The 18,505-nt window shown below is 59.8% G+C and carries 16 protein-coding genes, 1 tRNA gene, 3 pseudogenes and 1 riboswitch; of the genes and pseudogenes, 12 read left to right on the top strand and 8 right to left on the bottom strand.

What is annotated here, in order from left to right:
• Nucleotides 1-58: 58 nt before the first annotated feature.
• Nucleotides 59-134: transfer RNA gene (locus MMB48_RS08365), tRNA-His, on the bottom strand.
• Nucleotides 135-471: 337 nt separating this feature from the next.
• Between MMB48_RS08365 and MMB48_RS08360 the strand changes: the two genes are divergently transcribed.
• The gene (locus MMB48_RS08360) at nucleotides 472-1,533 is read left to right on the top strand and encodes a bile acid:sodium symporter family protein (protein ID WP_032744439.1); all 1,062 of its coding nucleotides are present in this window, start codon (nucleotides 472-474) and stop codon (nucleotides 1,531-1,533) included.
• A gap of 118 nt (nucleotides 1,534-1,651) precedes the next feature.
• Here MMB48_RS08360 and MMB48_RS08355 read toward each other — a convergent pair whose 3' ends face one another.
• Entirely contained in the window at nucleotides 1,652-2,416 is a 765-nt protein-coding gene (locus MMB48_RS08355) for an ABC transporter permease (protein ID WP_136527134.1), read from the bottom strand.
• The gene (locus MMB48_RS08350; RefSeq protein WP_032744438.1) at nucleotides 2,409-3,155 is read right to left on the bottom strand and encodes an ABC transporter ATP-binding protein; all 747 of its coding nucleotides are present in this window, start codon (nucleotides 3,153-3,155) and stop codon (nucleotides 2,409-2,411) included. The genes MMB48_RS08355 and MMB48_RS08350 overlap by 8 nt, the downstream gene beginning before the upstream one ends.
• A 408-nt stretch (nucleotides 3,156-3,563) precedes the next feature.
• Here MMB48_RS08350 and istA point away from each other — a divergent pair.
• Both istA and istB read left to right on the top strand, forming a co-directional pair.
• Nucleotides 3,564-4,383 (top strand): annotated as a pseudogene (gene istA / locus MMB48_RS08345) (IS21 family transposase); the annotation flags it as partial.
• A gap of 187 nt (nucleotides 4,384-4,570) precedes the next feature.
• Nucleotides 4,571-5,348 (top strand): annotated as a pseudogene (istB, locus tag MMB48_RS08340) (IS21-like element helper ATPase IstB).
• A gap of 76 nt (nucleotides 5,349-5,424) precedes the next feature.
• On the opposite strand, the gene MMB48_RS08335 reads toward istB, so the two are convergent.
• The gene (locus MMB48_RS08335; RefSeq protein ID WP_155270631.1) at nucleotides 5,425-5,586 is read right to left on the bottom strand and encodes a hypothetical protein; all 162 of its coding nucleotides are present in this window, start codon (nucleotides 5,584-5,586) and stop codon (nucleotides 5,425-5,427) included.
• A gap of 93 nt (nucleotides 5,587-5,679) precedes the next feature.
• Nucleotides 5,680-6,558, bottom strand: a complete 879-nt coding sequence (locus tag MMB48_RS08330; RefSeq protein WP_050496265.1) for an Abi family protein — start codon at nucleotides 6,556-6,558, stop codon at nucleotides 5,680-5,682.
• Nucleotides 6,559-6,748: 190 nt separating this feature from the next.
• Here MMB48_RS08330 and MMB48_RS08325 point away from each other — a divergent pair, with 190 nt between their 5' ends.
• The 8 genes and pseudogenes from MMB48_RS08325 (at nucleotide 6,749) to MMB48_RS08290 (ending at nucleotide 15,432) form a co-directional block, all read left to right on the top strand.
• The gene (locus tag MMB48_RS08325) at nucleotides 6,749-6,922 is read left to right on the top strand and encodes a helix-turn-helix domain-containing protein (RefSeq protein WP_032744437.1); all 174 of its coding nucleotides are present in this window, start codon (nucleotides 6,749-6,751) and stop codon (nucleotides 6,920-6,922) included.
• A 996-nt stretch (nucleotides 6,923-7,918) separates the two neighbouring features.
• Nucleotides 7,919-8,290, top strand: a complete 372-nt coding sequence (rpsL, locus tag MMB48_RS08320) for a 30S ribosomal protein S12 (protein WP_003813881.1) — start codon at nucleotides 7,919-7,921, stop codon at nucleotides 8,288-8,290.
• A gap of 5 nt (nucleotides 8,291-8,295) precedes the next feature.
• Entirely contained in the window at nucleotides 8,296-8,766 is a 471-nt protein-coding gene (rpsG, locus tag MMB48_RS08315; protein WP_012578203.1) for a 30S ribosomal protein S7, read from the top strand.
• Between the two features lie 32 nt (nucleotides 8,767-8,798).
• Nucleotides 8,799-10,922: an elongation factor G gene (gene fusA, locus MMB48_RS08310; protein ID WP_032744436.1), complete on the top strand. Its 2,124-nt coding sequence runs from the start codon at nucleotides 8,799-8,801 to the stop codon at nucleotides 10,920-10,922.
• A 172-nt stretch (nucleotides 10,923-11,094) separates the two neighbouring features.
• On the top strand, nucleotides 11,095-12,294 hold the full coding sequence (gene tuf, locus MMB48_RS08305) for an elongation factor Tu (protein ID WP_012578201.1): 1,200 nt from the start codon (nucleotides 11,095-11,097) through the stop codon (nucleotides 12,292-12,294).
• Nucleotides 12,295-12,511: 217 nt separating this feature from the next.
• Nucleotides 12,512-13,243, top strand: coding sequence for a DUF4391 domain-containing protein (locus tag MMB48_RS08300; RefSeq protein WP_032744435.1), 732 nt, complete (start codon nucleotides 12,512-12,514; stop codon nucleotides 13,241-13,243).
• 136 nt (nucleotides 13,244-13,379) lie between these two features.
• Nucleotides 13,380-14,198 (top strand): annotated as a pseudogene (locus tag MMB48_RS08295) (LysR family transcriptional regulator).
• Between the two features lie 169 nt (nucleotides 14,199-14,367).
• The gene (locus tag MMB48_RS08290; protein WP_032744434.1) at nucleotides 14,368-15,432 is read left to right on the top strand and encodes a YeiH family protein; all 1,065 of its coding nucleotides are present in this window, start codon (nucleotides 14,368-14,370) and stop codon (nucleotides 15,430-15,432) included.
• 84 nt (nucleotides 15,433-15,516) lie between these two features.
• Here the strand turns inward: MMB48_RS08290 and MMB48_RS08285 are convergent, their stop codons facing one another.
• The 3 genes from MMB48_RS08285 to MMB48_RS08275 form a co-directional block, all read right to left on the bottom strand.
• Nucleotides 15,517-16,005, bottom strand: a complete 489-nt coding sequence (locus tag MMB48_RS08285; RefSeq protein WP_032744433.1) for a GtrA family protein — start codon at nucleotides 16,003-16,005, stop codon at nucleotides 15,517-15,519.
• An 80-nt stretch (nucleotides 16,006-16,085) separates the two neighbouring features.
• A complete protein-coding gene (locus MMB48_RS08280) occupies nucleotides 16,086-16,451 on the bottom strand; it encodes a fluoride efflux transporter FluC (protein WP_010081079.1) in 366 nt (121 codons plus the stop codon).
• Nucleotides 16,451-16,987 carry a fluoride efflux transporter FluC gene (locus MMB48_RS08275; RefSeq protein ID WP_032744432.1) on the bottom strand — a complete coding sequence of 179 codons (537 nt, stop codon included), beginning with the start codon at nucleotides 16,985-16,987 and terminating at the stop codon, nucleotides 16,451-16,453. Before MMB48_RS08275 ends, MMB48_RS08280 begins: the two co-directional genes overlap by 1 nt.
• Nucleotides 16,988-17,049: 62 nt before the next feature.
• A riboswitch (Fluoride riboswitch) is annotated at nucleotides 17,050-17,119 on the bottom strand.
• 205 nt (nucleotides 17,120-17,324) lie between these two features.
• On the opposite strand from MMB48_RS08275, the gene MMB48_RS08270 reads away from it, so the two are divergent.
• A complete protein-coding gene (locus tag MMB48_RS08270) occupies nucleotides 17,325-18,368 on the top strand; it encodes a zinc-dependent alcohol dehydrogenase family protein (protein ID WP_032744431.1) in 1,044 nt (347 codons plus the stop codon).
• Nucleotides 18,369-18,505 lie beyond the last annotated feature (137 nt).

Below are 18,505 nucleotides of genomic sequence, written 5' to 3'. Positions count from 1 at the left end.
GGCAGGAGCGGGGAATTCAGGGAAAAACAAAACCCTTCCGCGAACGGAAGGGTTTTACTGGGGTGGCCAACGCGGCTCGAACGCGCGACCTTCTGAACCACAATCAGATGCTCTACCAACTGAGCTATGGCCACCATAGTGTCGTATTCAGCAAGCTGAATTCGCACAACAGGTGAATACTATACACAACTTTGCGGATGTGTGCTCATCGGTGTGTCGCGATGGAATCAAGTGGTTGGTTTCATTCTTGGGGCCAGGCTGTGGGCTGTCTCAAATGGTGGGATGTGGACGAGTGGGTCTTGTGTGGCGATTGATGAAAAGTCAGGGGCACACAACGGCGTGATGGTGCGACTGGGGATTGCAGAGATGATTACGTGAGCGTTCACAATGTGAGCATTATGTTTCATATCAACCGCGACACGCCTAGTTTCATGCGATGTTACCTACACCGAACAAGGGAAGAGAAACACCATGGAAAAGGTTAAAGCCTTTGCAGATTGGCTGACCAAGTGGTTTACGGTCATCGTCATCGTCTGGGCCGTCTTCAACTACTTCGTGCCGGCCGCCAGCCTGTGGGGCAAGGCGTACACCGGCTACATGCTGGGCATCGTGCTGTTCGGCATGGGGCTGACCCTGACGCTGGACGATTTCAAGCGCATCCTCACCCAGCCGATGATGGTCATCGTCGGCACGGTGGCCCACTTCGTCATCATGCCTCTCGTCGCCGTGGCCCTGTGCGCGATCTTCCACCTGTCCGGCCCGCTGGCCGTGGGCGTGATTCTCGTCGGCTGCTGCCCGTCCGGCACCTCCTCCAACGTGATGAGCTACCTGTCCCGTGGTGACGTGGCCCTCGATGTCTCCATCGGCATCCTCTCCACCCTGTGCGCCCCGTTCATGATTCCGCTGCTGATGCAGCTGCTGGCCTCCCAGTATGTGAGCGTGCCGGTCGAATCCCTGTTCCTCAATGCCGTCAAGGTGGTGCTCTTCCCGATCGCCCTCGGCGTGATCTGCCACATGGTCTTCGGCAAGAAGATCGAGAAGGTCACCGTGGCCCTGCCGATCGTGTCTCAGGTGGCCATCCTGCTGATCATCGGCGTGGTCGTCGCCGCCAACGGCCCGAAGCTGTTCGTGGCCAGCTCCCTGATGGCCATCCCGGTGGTCATCCTGCATAATCTGTGCGGCTACTCGCTGGGCTTCGGCTTCTCGAAGCTGATGTACAGGATCTACCCGAAGGGCTTCCGCTACGCGCAGCAGAAGGCCATCACGTTCGAGGTCGGCATGCAGGACTCCGCCCTGGGCGCCACGCTGGCCCTGACCTCCTTCGCGTCCAACCCGCTCGCCGCCGTGCCGTCCACCTTCTTCTCCGTGTGGCACAACATCTCCGGCTCCATCCTGTCCAGCTGGTGGCGCAACCATGACGACCGGCACGAGATTCATTGGGATTCCGACAACGGCGAGAAGGGCTCCGCGGCGAACGTCGTCGACGCGGCCCGTCCGTCCGATGCCGCCAAGACCGCCCCGTCCGTCGCCTGAGAAGGCCGTCGCCCGGCGCGGCGAATTCGGCGGGCCGGGCGTTCGCGGCGTGTCCGCCGGTAGGGTGGTCTCGTGTTTATGTTCAATGTTTTTTCGGCAAAAGTGCATCAAGTTAGGGCTATGAAATATCTCGTCTGCAGATGTTCACAAAACCTAGTACGAACGGCAGAACTATCCAGAAAATCACTGAAACAACAATCTGAGAATAAGTTTGAGGGGTTAGACCGGCTACAAAAATTGAAGACGAGTGTCCCAGCGAAATCCATCTAGCATATTCTGATATGGAATTTATCTGCGATAGCATCACTGTGACCGGAGGAATGATGAAATACAATGAGATTGAAATTACGGTAGATCGCGAGAATAAAGCCATAGCGAGCCCCAGACCCATATTCACCAACAACGGTAGCGCAAGAGCTAGAAAGCCCGATAGTGAAGCTTTCCAATTTAGACTAAAATGATGAATACTCGATGTAGTAACTGAAACAATCAATGTTAGTAGTAATGAAGCGGCAAAACTAGCTGAGAAAATCAAGACCGCTACCACAGTTTTAGCAATCACAATTCGAGACCGCTTGGGAACCTGCGTAAAAGTTACTAGCGCACTACCCTTATCCCACTCCTCACAAACCAAAAGAATGATTAGGAGTGGGCTTATAGTGATTAGAGGACTCGCCACCTGTTTGAAAGGTATGTACCAAGACTCCCCGGCTTCCAGCAATACAGCCGACCAAATGCTCATTCCAACGGTCAACAGCAAGGTGACCAAGGTTATAGCTATACTCGCACGAGTACCAAAAGCTTTCCTCAGTTCAGATTTTATAGTGCCTGACATCTTTGAATCTGAAACAGGTTTGACATGATCATTAAGATTATTAGCCATTGTTAACCACACTTCCCCGAGAGACACTCGCAGTTTGTTCCAAATAGAACTCTTCCAAGCCTTTACCAGCCCTCTTTAGATCACTAATTGACACCGACCCAATTATCTGCCCCTTACCGACTAAAACAACACTGTCAGCAATTTTCTCCATCTCACCTAACAAGTGTGAACTTAGGAAAACAGTTCCCCCAGCTTGGGTAAAGTCTCTAAGGAAGCTCCGCATCCAATGAATTCCCTCTGGATCCAAACCATTCATCGGCTCATCCAGAATAAGAAGCTCGGGCTCGGGCAATATGGCGAGAGCTAACGCTAGACGCTGTCTCATTCCCAAAGAGTAGGTACCGATCCGCCGCCTGCTCTCGGCGCTTGTCAGTCCACAAGACTCCAAAGCAAACTCAATCTTGGAAGACGCTATGCCGAGAACATCTGCCGCTGCGAGCAATATACTACGCCCGGTTCTACCTGGATGTTGCTTTGATGCATCCAAAACTGAGCCAATTCGACGCGCAGGATTCTGGAGTTTGGAGTAGTCGGTTCCAAACACACTGGCCGACCCTTTCGAGGGTTTTGTTAGCCCCAGTATGCAACGCATCGTGGTAGATTTGCCTGCGCCGTTAGGGCCAACAAATCCAGTAACTGAGCCTTGAGGGACCTCGAAAGACATATCGCGAATTGCGCATACTTTCCCATAGTACTTAGACAACGAGTCCACTTTAATAACCCATGGTCGCTCATCCATCACTTTTCTCCATCCTTATTGCTCCGCCGTACAGACAAATAAAGTACGAATCCGAAAATGGCGGCCACGACTATGCCGATTCCCCTATCATACCAAGCGCTTCCAGTTGAACGTCCCGTTGTCTAATTGAAAGTGCAACACCCGTTGGATTGGAGATTGTCTGGAAAACCAGTCCGAGGGGATGTCGCACCCATGGGGAAAGCATGTTCGCACCTGTCGGAAGAGGAGTGTATGTGATCGAATAAAGGTGTTCGGCGTCGGCACTTGTTTCTGTACACCGTGAGCGTTCAATTTGAACATTGCAGGCGGCGGTGATGCCGGTGGAACGAGAACACCGGCATCGTCCGGTTCCTTGATGGATTCCCGAGTGCCCGTCAACCAAACCGATGGTTCTCGGGAGGAAAGGAAATGACGACACCGGTGCGTGTCCGACGGCGTATCAGGCAGCTCGACCGCCAAGGCCTGAGCCACAAGGAGATATCACGAAGGCTTGGCGTATCGCGCACGACCGTGGTCAAGTACGCCAACCGCGGCGATTATTCACCCGAATCGTCGGACGGCGCCCGCGCGGGCGGATCGCTGGTCGACGACGGGTACGCGGCCGTCGTGGACGGATGGCCGGCCGCCGGCCCGCGCATGCCGGTCAAGCGGCGCCGTGCCGCGGCCCGCGTGTACGAGCGGCTTGTGGGGGAATGCGGGTTCACGGGCCCGTACTCGTCGGTGCAGCGCCGGGTCAGGCGTTGGAGGCAGGAGCATCGAGCGCGGTCGGACGGCTTCGCCGAATCGAAGTGGGCGCCGGGAAGCGCGCAGGTCGATTTCGGCCGAGCCCGGGCCGGGGTCGCGGGCGTGGAACGGGTCGTGCGTTTACCGGCGGTGTCGTTCCCGTGTTCGAACATGCGCTGGGTGGCGGCGTTGCCGGGCGAGACCGCGGAATGCGTGTGCCGGGGTCTGCCGGAGGTGTTCGAGAGGACGGGCATGGCGCCCGGGGTCGTGGTGTTCGACAACGCCGTCGGCGTGGGCCACCGCAACGCCGACGGCACGGCCGCCCGGACCCGCCTGTTCTCCCTGTTCCGCGCGCGCTACGGGTTCGGGCCCCGGTTCCGCGACCCGTATTCCGACCACGGGAAGGGCGGCGTGGAGAACGCGGTCGGCTTTCGCGGGACGCGACCCGATGGCGCCGATGCCGTCGGACGAGAGCTTCCGGGCGTCGGTCCGCGTGTGGCTCGACGACATCCGCGTCGTGGCCGCCGAATGCGGGTTCGCGGCCATCGTCAAAGCGGTGGAGACCGTCATCGACGCCGGACGGACCATCGACCGGGCCGCAATCGCCACATGCGCCCGACGCGTCCTCGAGGGCAAGGGCTCCTCGGGCGGCCAGGATCTGAAACACCATGACAAATACATGGAGGACGGGCATGAGCACACACGACGGCCAGCCGCGCAAGCGCGGCGGCAGAGTGGTCGCCAGGGCCACGCCCGAACAGGTCACGGCCTTGGCGTGCAACCTGCCGTTGACGCACAGCGTGCTCGGGAAGGCCATCGAGAACGCGACCCCGGGCCAGCTCGGCTTCCTCGCCAACCTGTTCGAGGCCGAGAACGCCAGCCGGGCCAGATCCAAACGGTGGCGGCTGCCCGGACAGGCCGGCTTCCCCTGGAACAAGACCCTGGACGGCTACGACCGGGGGCATGGCCTCGTTCCCCGCCGACCGGGGCCGCGAGCAGTTGGAAAGCCTGGAGTTCGTCGAACGGGCCGAGGACCTCGTGCTTTACGGCGACGTGGGCCGCGGCAAGACCCACCTGGCCATCGCGATCGGCGTGCTCGCCTGTCGGCGGATGATCCCCGTCAGGTTCCTCGCCGCCTCGAGCCTGGTCATGCGGCTGAGGAAGGCCAAGGACGAGAACCGTCTCGACCAAGAGCCTAAGGCGATCGGCAGGGCCGGGCTGGTCATCATCGACGAGCTCGGCCATCTGCCCATCGACATCGACGGGGCCAGGCTCCTGTTCCAGGCCGGCGCGGACTGCTACGAGACCCGCAGCGTCATCTCCGCCTCGAACCTCGAGTCCGGCGGGTGGGGCGACGTGTTCGGAGACGGGGACATGGCCGCCGCGGTCATAGACCGCATCGTCCACCACGGCGGGATCATCCGTTTCCACGGCGAATCCTACCGGAACAGACACTCCCTCATGAAGTAAGCCAACCAGACAAACAACAAAAAAACAAGGAAACAGCCGCCGACGGCGTTCAAGTTGAACGCCGACCGTGTCCAGATTAAGTGCTGAAAGCGTCCACCTCGATTTGACGAAATACACGGCGCATCCACGGCAGGGCGTTGACGAACGTGTGGTTGCCGACCGACACGTTGCCGCGCCGACGCGGCAACGGATGCGCGACCCTCATGAACCGGTCAAGCGTGACGTCATACCCCGGCATACACATACGACAATTATCACGCAAAACCTAAATAGCGTAAACACACCCTAGATGGTTAGCGGACCAGTCCAGATCTTTGCTGTTGTCTCGGCTCTAGTCCCAGTGCAGCGGATGGAGGATGCCATGCCGGTATGAATCATCCTGTGCCAGGAAATCAAGGATTCTGTGCGAGTATTCCCGGTCGCCGTTGATACGGTCAACGAGATACATGAGCACAATCAGCGAGTTGCCAACTGATTTGTCTTCGTATGCAAATTCCGGGAACGCCGCCCTCATGTCCTTGAGCACCGCCGGGGTGATCACCATCTCGCGGTTCCACAGGCGAGAGTGATGTGAGCACAGGTTGCGCAGGTAAACCATCGCGTGCACGATTTCCGAGGCACGGCGGCGGTTCTTGCACAATCCCAGCGAGAGCACTGTCTTGGCCACGGCATCCATGTCCAGATGCAACTGGAGCATCTTGGACAAGGTATCGAACGGTAGCACCTCCACCACGGCCCACACCGGTGGCTGCTCGTGCTGGTGGCGGTAGTGGCGGATGCATACCTCGTGGGAACGGGACACCCAGCCCTTGATGTTCGAGATCAGGGAGTCTCGCTTCAACATGCCGTTCGGATACGCGATGTCACGATAGGAATCCGGCTCGTCATAGTTGTAGGCGTCGCCGTTCAGCGCCAGGTTGTAGGCGAGGCGCGCACGGAGTGTCAGTTCCAGACGCGAGGTGCCCTCAAGGATAAGGCGGCGGAACTGGTCGTCCAGCATAAAGGGAGTAAGGAAATCGGATACCTTCGCACCTGGTCGGAAATCATTGTCACCGTTCGCCGGATCCTTCTGGAACGGTCGGAAATACGCGGACAGGCGATAGTAGTTATTGTCCAACAGGATGCCTGGCATGTCGGGCACATCGATGGTCAGGCCGCGCTGCTTGAGCAGTTCGATCATCTCGAACACCGACTTGGCCTGCTTACGCACCTCTCCGCCTCCCATGGATAAAACAAGAGCCCCCGGATTTGAGCACTGTTAGGAGGCTTGGAGGCTACTGTTGACATAAACAATATATCAACCGGTGCACAGAAGCAAGTGGCCCGTTGTCTAAATGAAAGTGCAACACCCGTTGGATTGGAGATCGTCCGGATAACCGGTCCGAAGGGATGTCGCACCCATGGGAGAAGTATATTCGCACCTGTCGGAAGAGGAGCGCCAGGTCATCCGGATCGAGGCCGGCAACGGCACGAGCGTCAGGAAGATGGCCCGTTTGCCGGGACGCAGCCCGTCCAGCATCAGCAGGGAGATCAAGCGCAACACGTGGTTCCCGTCCAACGAGAGCGAGTCCTGACGGCCGTACCGGCCGAAGCGTCCGAAGACGGGCCGCTGCTACATCGCGGGCCCCGCGCGGCGCAAGGCCGGCCGCAGGCGCGCCAAACCACGCAGGCGCCACCGCCCGTCATGCGAACGCCTGTGGTCGCGGGTGGCGGCGCGGGCGTGGCGGCGGGAGGACGTCGCGTTTCCCGATTCCCGGACGGGTTCCCATCTCCGAGCGTCCGCCGCCGGCCGGCGCGCGTCGCCGTCACGTGCGACGACGGCGCCGGGTTCGCCCGCCGCACGCGCCTGCGCGACGGGCCGGGCATGGACACGTGCTTCGCCGACCCGTACTCCAGCCGGCGGCGGGGAGGCGACGAGAACAGGAACGGCATGATCCGCCGGTATCCGCCCGAACGCGGCGAGATTCGGATGGGCATGGCCGGGGAACTGCGGGAATTGCAGGATCAACAGCGGTGTTGCACCTCTAAATAGACAACGGGGCTCGCGTTTCGCCAGGGTGGTTTTGGTAGAATCGATGGTGAGGAAAGCGGCAAGGTAGTACGGCAAGGAGGCCGGGCCGCCGGAGGTTCCCATCGTATATGGAAGAGCACGAAGGGCGTGCTGAACGTCAATGGTATGCAGGTGGTATGTGGCGAGAAGAGATATGATGTAACCTCTTGGGCGACGCCCCCGCGCGGCAAGGTTCGCGCGGGGGCGTTCGTTGTCCGAGGACCCGCGCCATCCCTCGGCGCGTCGTTGTCCGGCGGAATCGTAATATAAATATTCGTGTGTGCCAACAGCGCGCCTTATGTGACAGGCGAGCGAGTTGGGATATCCTTCAAACCGTTGATCGCGCGCAGCAATGCGTCGACGGGAGGGGCGGAGGCCATCGGGCCGGTGGACTGGGCTATCTTTTCCGATTCGTCGGGTGCCGCCAACAGGCGGATACCAAGCGAGTGTGCTGAAAAGTGTGGGCGCAGTGCGGCGGTCACACAAAAGCAAGAGAAACCACTGAATCGGAGAATTCAAGTTGCCTACTATTGAACAGCTCGTCCGTAAGGGACGTCAGGCAAAGCCGAAGAAGTCCAAGACTTTGGCCCTGAAGGGCAGCCCGCTGCGTCGCGGCGTGTGCACCCGTGTCTACACCACCACCCCGAAGAAGCCGAACTCGGCTCTGCGTAAGGTCGCCCGTGTGCGCCTGTCCTCGGGCATCGAAGTCACCGCTTACATTCCGGGCGAGGGCCACAACCTGCAGGAGCACTCCATCGTGCTCGTGCGCGGCGGCCGTGTGAAGGATCTCCCGGGTGTGCGTTACCACATCGTGCGCGGCGCGCTCGATACCCAGGGAGTCAAGGACCGTAAGCAGGGTCGTTCCCTGTATGGAGCAAAGAAGGCGAAGTAAGTAATATGTCACGTAAGGGACCTTCCAAGAAGCACGTCGTGCTGCCCGATCCGATCTACGGTTCCACCGTGGTGGCGCAGCTCATCAACAAGATTCTGCTTGACGGCAAGAAGTCGATCGCCGAGGACATCGTCTACTCCGCGCTCGACATGGTCAAGGAGAAGACCGAACAGGAGCCGGTGGCCGTGCTCAAGCGCGCCCTGGACAACATCCGCCCGTCCCTCGAGGTCCGCTCCCGCCGCGTCGGCGGCGCCACCTACCAGGTGCCGGTCGAGGTCAAGCCGAACCGCGCCAACACCCTGTCGCTGCGCTGGCTGACCGACTTCTCCCGCGCCCGTCGTGAGAAGACCATGGCCGAGCGTCTCGCCAACGAGATCCTGGACGCCTCCAACGGCCTCGGCGCTTCTGTCAAGCGCCGCGAGGATACTCATAAGATGGCAGAGGCCAACAAGGCCTTCGCTCATTACCGTTGGTAATCACTCGCCCTGAGCACAAACTAAGGAAAAAGATGGCTGAAGAGATTTCGGACCTCCACGACGTCCGCAATATCGGCATCATGGCTCACATCGATGCCGGCAAGACCACCACTACCGAGCGTATTCTGTTCTACACCGGTAAGAACTACAAGATTGGCGAGACCCACGACGGCGCCTCCACCATGGACTTCATGGCGCAGGAGCAGGAACGTGGCATCACCATCCAGTCCGCCGCCACCACCTGCTTCTGGAGCCGTCAGTCCCACGACACCAAGGACAAGTTCCAGATCAACATCATCGACACCCCTGGCCACGTGGACTTCACGGCCGAGGTGGAGCGCTCCCTGCGCGTGCTCGATGGCGCCGTCGCCGTGTTCGACGGCAAGGAGGGCGTGGAGCCGCAGTCCGAGACCGTGTGGCGTCAGGCCGATAAGTACGGCGTTCCGCGCATCTGCTTCATCAACAAGATGGACAAGCTGGGCGCGAACTTCTACTACTCCGTTGACACCATCAAGGAGAAGCTGGGCGCCGCCCCGATCGTGATGCAGCTGCCGATCGGTTCCGAGAACGACTTCACCGGCGTCGTCGACCTGGTCGAGATGCAGGCCTACGTGTGGAACGGCACTGAGGAGCTCGGCGCCAAGTACGACACCACCGAGATCCCGGACGATCTCAAGGACAAGGCCCAGGAGTACCACGAGAAGCTCGTGGAAGCCGCCGCCGAAGCCGACGACGAACTCATGAACAAGTTCTTCGAGGACGGCGACCTGTCCAAGGAAGACATCCGCGCCGGCGTGCGCAAGCTCACCATCGCCAAGGAAGCCTTCCCGGTCTTCTGCGGCTCCGCCTTCAAGGACAAGGGCGTTCAGCCGATGCTGGACGGCGTCGTCGACTACCTGCCGTCCCCCGAGGACGTGCCGGCCATCAAGGGCTACAAGCCCGGCGACGAGTCCGTCGAGATCGACCGTCACCCGGTCAAGACCGATCCGTTCTCGGCTCTGGTCTTCAAGATCTCCACCCACCCGTTCTACGGCAAGCTCGTGTTCGTGCGCGTCTACTCCGGCTCCGTCGTGCCGGGCGACTCCGTGCTCGACTCCACCCGCGAGAAGAAGGAACGCATCGGTAAGATCTTCCAGATGCACGCCGATAAGGAAAACCCGATGGACCGCGCCGACGCCGGTAACATCTACACCTTCGTGGGCCTGAAGAACGTCACCACCGGCGACACCCTGTGCTCCATCAACGACCCGATTACCCTCGACTCCATGACCTTCCCGGATCCGGTGATCCAGGTGGCCGTCGAGCCGAAGACCAAGGCCGATCAGGAGAAGATGGGCATCGCCCTGTCCAAGCTGGCCGAAGAGGATCCGACCTTCCAGGTCACGACCGACGAAGAGTCCGGACAGACCCTGATCGCCGGCATGGGCGAGCTCCAGCTCGACATCATTGTCGACCGTATGCGCCGCGAGTTCAAGGTCGAGTGCAACCAGGGCAAGCCGCAGGTCGCCTACCGCGAGACCATCCGCAAGGCCGTCATGGACCAGGGCTACACCCACAAGAAGCAGACCGGTGGTTCCGGCCAGTTCGCAAAGGTCCTGATGAACTTCGAGCCGCTCGACACCACCGAGGGCAAGACCTTCGAGTTCGAGAACCAGGTCACCGGCGGCCACATCTCCGGCGAATTCATCGGCCCCATCGAGGCCGGTGTCAAGGAGGCCATGGAATCCGGTATCCTCGCCGGCTTCCCGGTCGTGGGAGTCAAGGCCACCATCACCGACGGCCAGATGCATCCGGTCGATTCCTCCGAGATGGCCTTCAAGCTCGCGGGCTCCATGTGCTTCAAGGAAGCCGCCCCGAAGGCCAAGCCGGTCATTCTCGAGCCGATCATGAAGGTCGAGGTCCGCACGCCGGAAGAGTACATGGGCGAAGTCATCGGCGATCTGAACCAGCGCCGTGGCAACATCCAGTCCATGACCGACGGCGTCGGCGTCAAGGTCATCGACGCCAAGGTCCCGCTGTCCGAGATGTTCGGCTACATCGGCGACCTGCGTTCCAAGACCCAGGGCCGCGCCATGTTCACCATGGAGATGGACTCCTACGACGAGGTGCCGAAGAGCGTCTCCGAGGAGATCATCAAGGCCCAGCGCGGCGAGTGACACGCGCCACTGCATGAAGTAGCCAGTGTCTCCAGTCAGCGGTAGTATCGTATACCGCTGACTGGGTTCTGGCTCTTCAAAGTGGCACATAACCCAGAAACCCAGTAGAATAAGCGAGTCCCTGTGCGAAAGGGCGCAGGAAACTCACGAGACGTCCAGGAGGACAAAAGTAATGGCAAAGGAAAAGTACGAGCGTACTAAGCCGCACGTTAACATCGGTACCATCGGCCACGTCGACCACGGTAAGACTACCCTGACTGCCGCCATCTCCAAGGTGCTGCACGAGGAGTTCCCGGATGTCAACCCGGAGTACGACTTCAACCAGATCGATTCCGCTCCGGAAGAGGCCGCCCGCGGTATCACCATCAACATCGCCCACATCGAGTACCAGACCGAGAAGCGTCACTACGCTCACGTCGACTGCCCGGGCCACGCCGACTTCGTGAAGAACATGATCACCGGTGCTGCCCAGATGGATGGCGCCATCCTCGTTGTGGCCGCCACCGACGGCCCGATGGCCCAGACCCGCGAGCACGTGCTGCTCGCCCGTCAGGTCGGCGTCCCGAAGATCCTCGTCGCCCTCAACAAGTGCGACATGGTCGACGATGAAGAGCTCATCGAGCTCGTCGAAGAAGAGGTCCGTGACCTCCTCGACGAGAACGGCTTCGATCGCGACTGCCCGGTCATCCACACCTCCGCCTACGGCGCCCTGCACGACGACGCTCCGGACCACGAGAAGTGGGTCCAGTCCGTCAAGGACCTCATGGCCGCCGTCGATGACTACATCCCGACCCCGGTTCACGACCTGGACAAGCCGTTCCTGATGCCGATCGAGGACGTCTTCACCATCTCCGGCCGTGGTACCGTCGTCACCGGTCGTGTCGAGCGTGGCCAGCTGGCCGTCAACACCCCGGTCGAGATCGTCGGCATCCGTCCGACCCAGACCACCACCGTCACCTCCATCGAGACCTTCCACAAGACCATGGACGCCTGCGAGGCTGGCGATAACACCGGTCTGCTGCTGCGTGGCCTCGGCCGTGAGGATGTCGAGCGCGGTCAGGTCGTGGCCAAGCCAGGCTCCGTCACCCCGCACACCAAGTTCGAGGGCGAAGTCTACGTGCTGACCAAGGACGAGGGCGGCCGTCACTCGCCGTTCTTCTCCAACTACCGTCCGCAGTTCTACTTCCGCACCACCGACGTCACCGGCGTCATCGAGCTGCCGGAAGGCGTCGAGATGGTTCAGCCCGGCGACCACGCCACCTTCACCGTTGAGCTGATTCAGCCCATCGCCATGGAGGAAGGCCTGACCTTCGCTGTGCGTGAAGGTGGCCACACCGTTGGCTCCGGTCGTGTGACCAAGATCCTCGCCTGATTTTCATCAGACAAGAATCTTCGCTTGAACTAGCGTTATAGGAAATCCCCTTCGAGGAAACTCGGAGGGGATTTCCTATAACCGCAGCAGGTATGGATATGTACCACGACTTCCGGCCTGGATGCGCTAGTATTGCTTTCCAATAGATAAACGGACTGCTGCACTGCGAGGGTTGTTGCCCGGTATGACACTGATGGCAGGCCGGGAAAGAAGGTCGATGATGACTGGTGCACAGGCTGCTCACTGTGGTTCCGTATCCGCAATTTCACTGGGACTGCCTGTTTCCACGGCGATTCCGGAGGCCAAGGGCATATTGCCGAAGGCTCTGTTCGTGGGCAAAGCGCCGATTTCCGGCAAGCTTAAGCAGCGGTTTGTGAATGAGATTGAATCCATCACCATGCTGGCGTTGGTCCGGTCGATTAACACTGGGCTTGCGGACGGCAAACTGGTTCCGGAAGTGCTGGTCATCGGACTGAAGCTTACGGCCAAAGCCACTGGCATATCGAACGCGGTCATCGATTTGATTGCCGGGCAGCGTAAATCGGGCATCGTGTTCGTGTGCGTACGCGACGTGCCGTTCGAGGGCAGCACACGTGAGGAATGTGCGTTCGCCGTGCGTCGGGCGATACCGGGGCGTGCCGGCCACACGCCGATCTATCGGGTATATGCCGGCGATTGGCAGCCGGCGGGGGAGGCCCAGCTGGAGCTGGCCGGCTCTACTATTGATGAGCTGTGGGCCTCGCTGTGCTCACAGACCATTCTGGGCACGCCGGAGATCGAAAATCTGGATGCGCGCATCATTCGCCATACTGAAATTGCTCGGCTCGAATCCGAAGTGGACAAGCTCACCCGCGACCATCAGCGCGTCAAGAATCCTGTTCAGCGCAATGAAATCTATGCCAAGCTCCACAAGGCCAAAACACAGCTCGCAAAACTGCGCGAAGCATAGTGATATGAAAACCATTGGGGTCCCGCTGGCGGGAGCTGGCTCGCAAAGCGAGACTGAGGGTGGTTCAGGTCCGTGGCCTAGGGCTACGCCCAAGTTAATTGAAATATTCGTGCATCATACAGCGTACAGTTAAACCATGTTCCCTCTGCTCGAAACCCTGGTCGCCGTATACGAGGTGGGCCAGTTCACGCTGGCTGCCGACGAACTGAAGGTGTCGCAGTCGACGGTGTCGTCGCGTATCGCCTAATTGGAGCAGATGGTCGGCGCGCCGCTGTTCGTGCGCAATGCGAAAAGCGACGTGACGCCCACACAGGCCGGGCGGATGCTGTACCAGACCGCCATCGGCATCGACGGATTATGGCGGGATACGCGTGAGCAGATCGCCCGCGTGCAGGAGGCGCGTGAGCCGCTGGCCGTTTCGTTCTCGCACACGACCGCGGCGATTCTGCTGCCGAAGGCGTTGCCGGTGATGGCTCGGAACATGGACAGTTTCGACTTCGCCGTACACGTGATGAACTCGGATGCGATTCTCGAACGGGTCAGCATGAAGGCCGTGCAGCTCGGCGTGGTGGAAAAGCCGATCGTGAACGATTCGGTGGACCGCGTCACCCTGTGCGAGGACCGGCTGGTGTTGGCGGGGGAGCCCGACGGCGTGTGGATGGTGCGCGAGCACGGTTCCGGCGTGCGGTATTACACGGATTTGTATTTCAAGACCGCTCAGGTTGTGCCTGCACGCACGATGGAAGTGTCCAGTAATGCGGCGATTGTGGCGGCGCTGTCCGCCGGGTTCGGGCAGTCGTTGATTTCGGAAGCCGCCGTGCCGGCGGGCGTGCCGGTGCAGCGGGAGCTTGGCGATGAGTTTGTGCGGCGGTTCTATGCGCTGGTGCCGAGATCCGGTCTGACGCACGATCAGCGGGAGTTGGCGGAGATGATTATTGCTGCGCTGCGCGGGTAGTCAGATAGTCGACTGAGGGGAGGTCGCGAACGTTGTTTCTCTCTCTCCGTCCGCCTGCGGCGGCCACCTCCCTCATCAGAGGGAGATCAATTAGGTATCGACAAAATCGATGATATGTATTGGTAGCAATGATTTGACCGATGTAAACGCTTGAGATTCAATAGACACCATGAGAGAGTTCTGTACAAAATGGTGGAAGCGCATTACCACCATTGACATGTTGTTCATTGGCGTTCTGACTCTGCTGGCTTCGCTGTTCGCCTCCTGGCTCAAGCAGTTCCCCGGATTCAGCCTGTTCGGCGCGCTTATCATCGCGCTGCTCATCGGTATGATCATCCAGTTCCCGATCCGCAGTGCCTACGTCGGTTCCAATGATGGCCGCAAGGCAGGCGTCAAGGACGCCGCTGGCCTGATCTCCAACAAGTTGCTGCGCCTCGGCATCATCCTGCTCGGTTTCAAGCTCAACCTCGCCGTGCTGTTCACGCAGGGCATCAAGTGTCTGCCGATCGCCGCTGTGGTCGTCACGCTGACCATCATCGTGTGCTATGCCATCGCCCGCAAGCTCGGTGTCGACCCGATGCTCGCCATCCTGACCGCCGGTGGCACCGGCATCTGCGGTGCGGCCGCCGTCATGGGTCTGGCCGGTTCCATCAAGGTGTCTGAGGACAAGCAGGACGAGAAGGACAACGACGTGACCATGGCCGTGGCCATCGTAGCCATTATGGGTACTGTGTTCGCGTTGCTGGAGATCGCGCTCGGCCCGCTGACCGGCATGACCAAGGACCAGCTGGGCATCACCGCCGGTGCTTCCCTGCACGAAATCGCCCATGCGGTCGCCGCCGGCGACGCTTTCGGCGCGGTGGACATCGCCACCATCATGAAGCTCTCCCGCGTGCTCATGCTCGTGTTCGCCGCCATCATTATCGCTATCTGGTGGGAGAAGAAGCACTCTGAGGTGGAGAACACCGGCAAGAAGACCGTGGCCTTCCCGTGGTTCATGCTCGGCTTTATCGGCGCTTCGATCATCGGCACCTTCGTGCCGCTCATCGCCTCCATCACCCCGCAGCTCGTGGACTTTGCGTACATCGTGCTCGGCATGGCCATGGCCGCGCTCGGCATCAACGTGAACTTCAAGGCCATCGCTTCCAAGGGTAAGAAGCCGATGCTCGCCAGCTTCCTGACCTCGATCTTGCTCATGTGCTTCGCGGCAGGCGTCGCGGTGCTGTTCTTCTGATCTGATAAGTGCTCTGAAATACGAATAAGCGGCATATGAATGAGTCATATGCCTCCTATTCGTTGTCGTGATATGTCGGTGCAATCAGTCGGCGCGATGGTATCCGCGTTGACTGAGGATGTTGTCGTGATGATTGCCATGAGTGTTCTGCCTAGTCGTTGAGGACATCGCACGTTGCATGCCGATGATGGCGAAGGCGATTACCACCATGATTACGAACGCCACAGCGAACCAGCCCCATAGCAGCACGAACAGCGCCACGGAACGGGTGAAGTTGCTTGACGATTTGAACGTCACGTTGCGGTTCATCACGAAGTTGTAGGTCGCCGAACACACCACGGCGATACCGTTGGAGATCTGCGAGGACACGCCGATCAAGTGCAGGATGGCGAACGTCGCATACTCCACAATGGTCTGCGTGGCGGAAACACCCATATACTTGCCCAACACGGCGAGTCCATTTTGCTTCGGGGTTGCCGTGCCCACGGTATTTTCCGCAGTGTTCGTTGTGGCCGAGGCATTCGTGACGTCCGCGCCCTGATTGTGCTTCACATCCGCTCCATTGTTCGCCATGCCCATATACCTCCCGGATGTACCTGTGACGTTCGACCTCGCAATGATACCGCTGACCGCGTCGGGAATCGTCGTGGCGGTCAGACGAGAAAACCGCAGGCCGCAGCAACGACCGGCACACCCAGCGACAGCACCAGATAGGCCGTTGCCGTGGGGTAGCGGCGTTTGTGGAAGAGCGTCACCATTTCGTTGATCGCGGTCGAGAACGTGGAGAATCCGCCGAGGAAACCGGTGGCCAGCACCAGCCGCCACGGTTCATCAAGTGTCCCGCCCAGTGCCAGCGCCGCAACCAGACCGGTCAGGAATCCGGCGATGAGATTGATGGTGAATGTGGACAGCGGGAATGCGCGTTGCCAATACGTTTTGATGGTCGCGTCAAGCAGATAGCGGCAGGAGGCGCCTACGCCGCCGCACAGGCAGACCAAGATTGGTAGGAATACGGTCATCACGCCTTACCTCCCTTGCTGGTCGTAGCGGCATTCGTATCAGCGGACGCTTCGGCGGATGCGTTCGAGGAGCCGGCCAGATGCGTTCCTGCCCACACGCCGGCAGACGCACAAACCAGACCCAGCGCGAACGTCACCAGTAGATAGGCAATGCCGGCCGCCACCTGACCGTCGCGAATCGCGGTGAAGCCTTCCAATGCCAACGTCGACATCGTAGACAAACCGCCGCATACGCCCATGCCGAGCCCACGGCTGGTGAGCTCCTTGGCACGCGTGTCGAACCGGGAAGAGCCGGCCAAATAGGCGGTCAGACCCGCATAGCAGAAGCAGGCCAGCATGTTGGCCACAAACGTGCCGGTATGGAAGCTGCCGGCTGCGGGAATCTGCGCGAACGCATAGCGAATCGCGGTGCCGATGGCACCGCCGCAGACGACGACCAACACAATATCAAGATGGATATCGGGGAGTTTGTGCGCCGGAGGAGTGGCCGTGCGCGTGCCCGGCCGGGCATCTGCGGATGGGGATTGCGAACCCATAGTAGCCTTTCCTGAAACCGCTGAATCCTGCTGAAGACACAACGATTTCATGCAATGTCAAATCGTGTGTAGGAACTATCAGCAGTGTGCGGTTCGAAACAAGTTCAGGCGGGTCCCATCGCCGAATCTCCAGATTACTCATGGCGACGAATCGAACAGTGAGCGTATCTCGGATATTGGCCTATCGCAGTGAATTGCTCGGTTGTTGCCATACCTCATGGGTATGGCGAAACATGGTTTATGGCTATTGGTTAATGCAAGGCGATTATTGTTTAATAGAACACGAGGATAACGAGCCTTAAGCGCTCGATGCCGGAAAACAAGGAGTTATGAACGTATGTCTGAAACCATGAAAGCTGCGATTTTCGTGGAGCCTGGCAAGATGGCCGTGGAAGAAGTGCCGAAGGCGACGCTTGAACAGGATGATGACATCGTGATCCGTGTGGTGCGCACGTGCGTGTGTGGCTCTGATTTGTGGTTCTTCCGTGGGCTGAGCGGACAGGCCGCGCACAGCCAGGTGGGTCACGAGTCCATCGGTGTGGTCGAAGAGGTTGGCGCGGCGGTCGAATCCGTTAAGCCAGGTGATTTCGTGGTCGTGCCATTCCCGTACAGCTGCGGCAAGTGCCCGGTATGCAAGGCCGGCTTCGAATCCGTGTGCCCGCACGGCGGCTACTTCTCCGCTTGTCAGGCCGAATACCTGCGTGTGCCCGAGGCGGACGGCACCGTGGTCAAGGTGCCCGGTTCACCGGAAGATTATTCCGATGAGCAGCTCGCATCGCTGCTGACCATTTCCGATGTGATGTCCACCGGTTATCACGCGGCGGCTTCTGCCGAGGTCAAGCCCGGTGACACCGCCGTGGTCATGGGCGATGGTGCAGTCGGCCTGTGCGGTGTGATTGCCGCTAAGATGCGCGGTGCGAAACGCATCATCGCCATGAGCCGCCACGAAGACCGAGCGGAGCTTGCCCGCGAATTTGGCGCGACCGACATCGTGCCGGAGCGTGACCAGGCCGCCATCGACAAGGTGCTGGAGATGACCGATGGCTACGGCGCCGACGCTGTGCTCGAATGCGTGGGCTCCAAGCAGTCGTTCGACACGGCGATTGGACTGATTCGCCGCGGTGGCGTGATTGGTCGTGTGGGCCTGCCGCACGACGTGGAGATCAGCGCCGAAGGCACGTTGTACGGCAACATCGGCATCAAGGGCGGCCCGGCTCCCGTGCGCCACTATGACCTCGATGACGGTCTGCTGGATGCGGTGCTCAAGGGCGAAATCAACCCCGGTCGCGTGTTCACCGCCGAGTACGACCTCGACCATATCCAGGACGCCTACGAGGCGATGGACCAGCGCAAGGTTATCAAGGCGCTGATCCGGTTCTAGGGTTAGGTACGCAGCGAACGGTTCTCACCAAGAACCGTGTGAGCCATTCGCACAAAATCGCACAATCAAACAGGGCGCCGGTGTGATGGGGGGGTGTTCCTATGTTTTTGTCAACTCTGTAGGGCTGGCGTTTTGGT

Source organism: Bifidobacterium sp. FKU (genome assembly GCF_026016385.1).
GTDB classification, from domain to species: Bacteria; Actinomycetota; Actinomycetes; order Actinomycetales; family Bifidobacteriaceae; genus Bifidobacterium; species Bifidobacterium infantis.
Note: the sequence above shows the minus strand (reverse complement) of the source record. Positions and strands in the feature narration are given on the sequence as shown.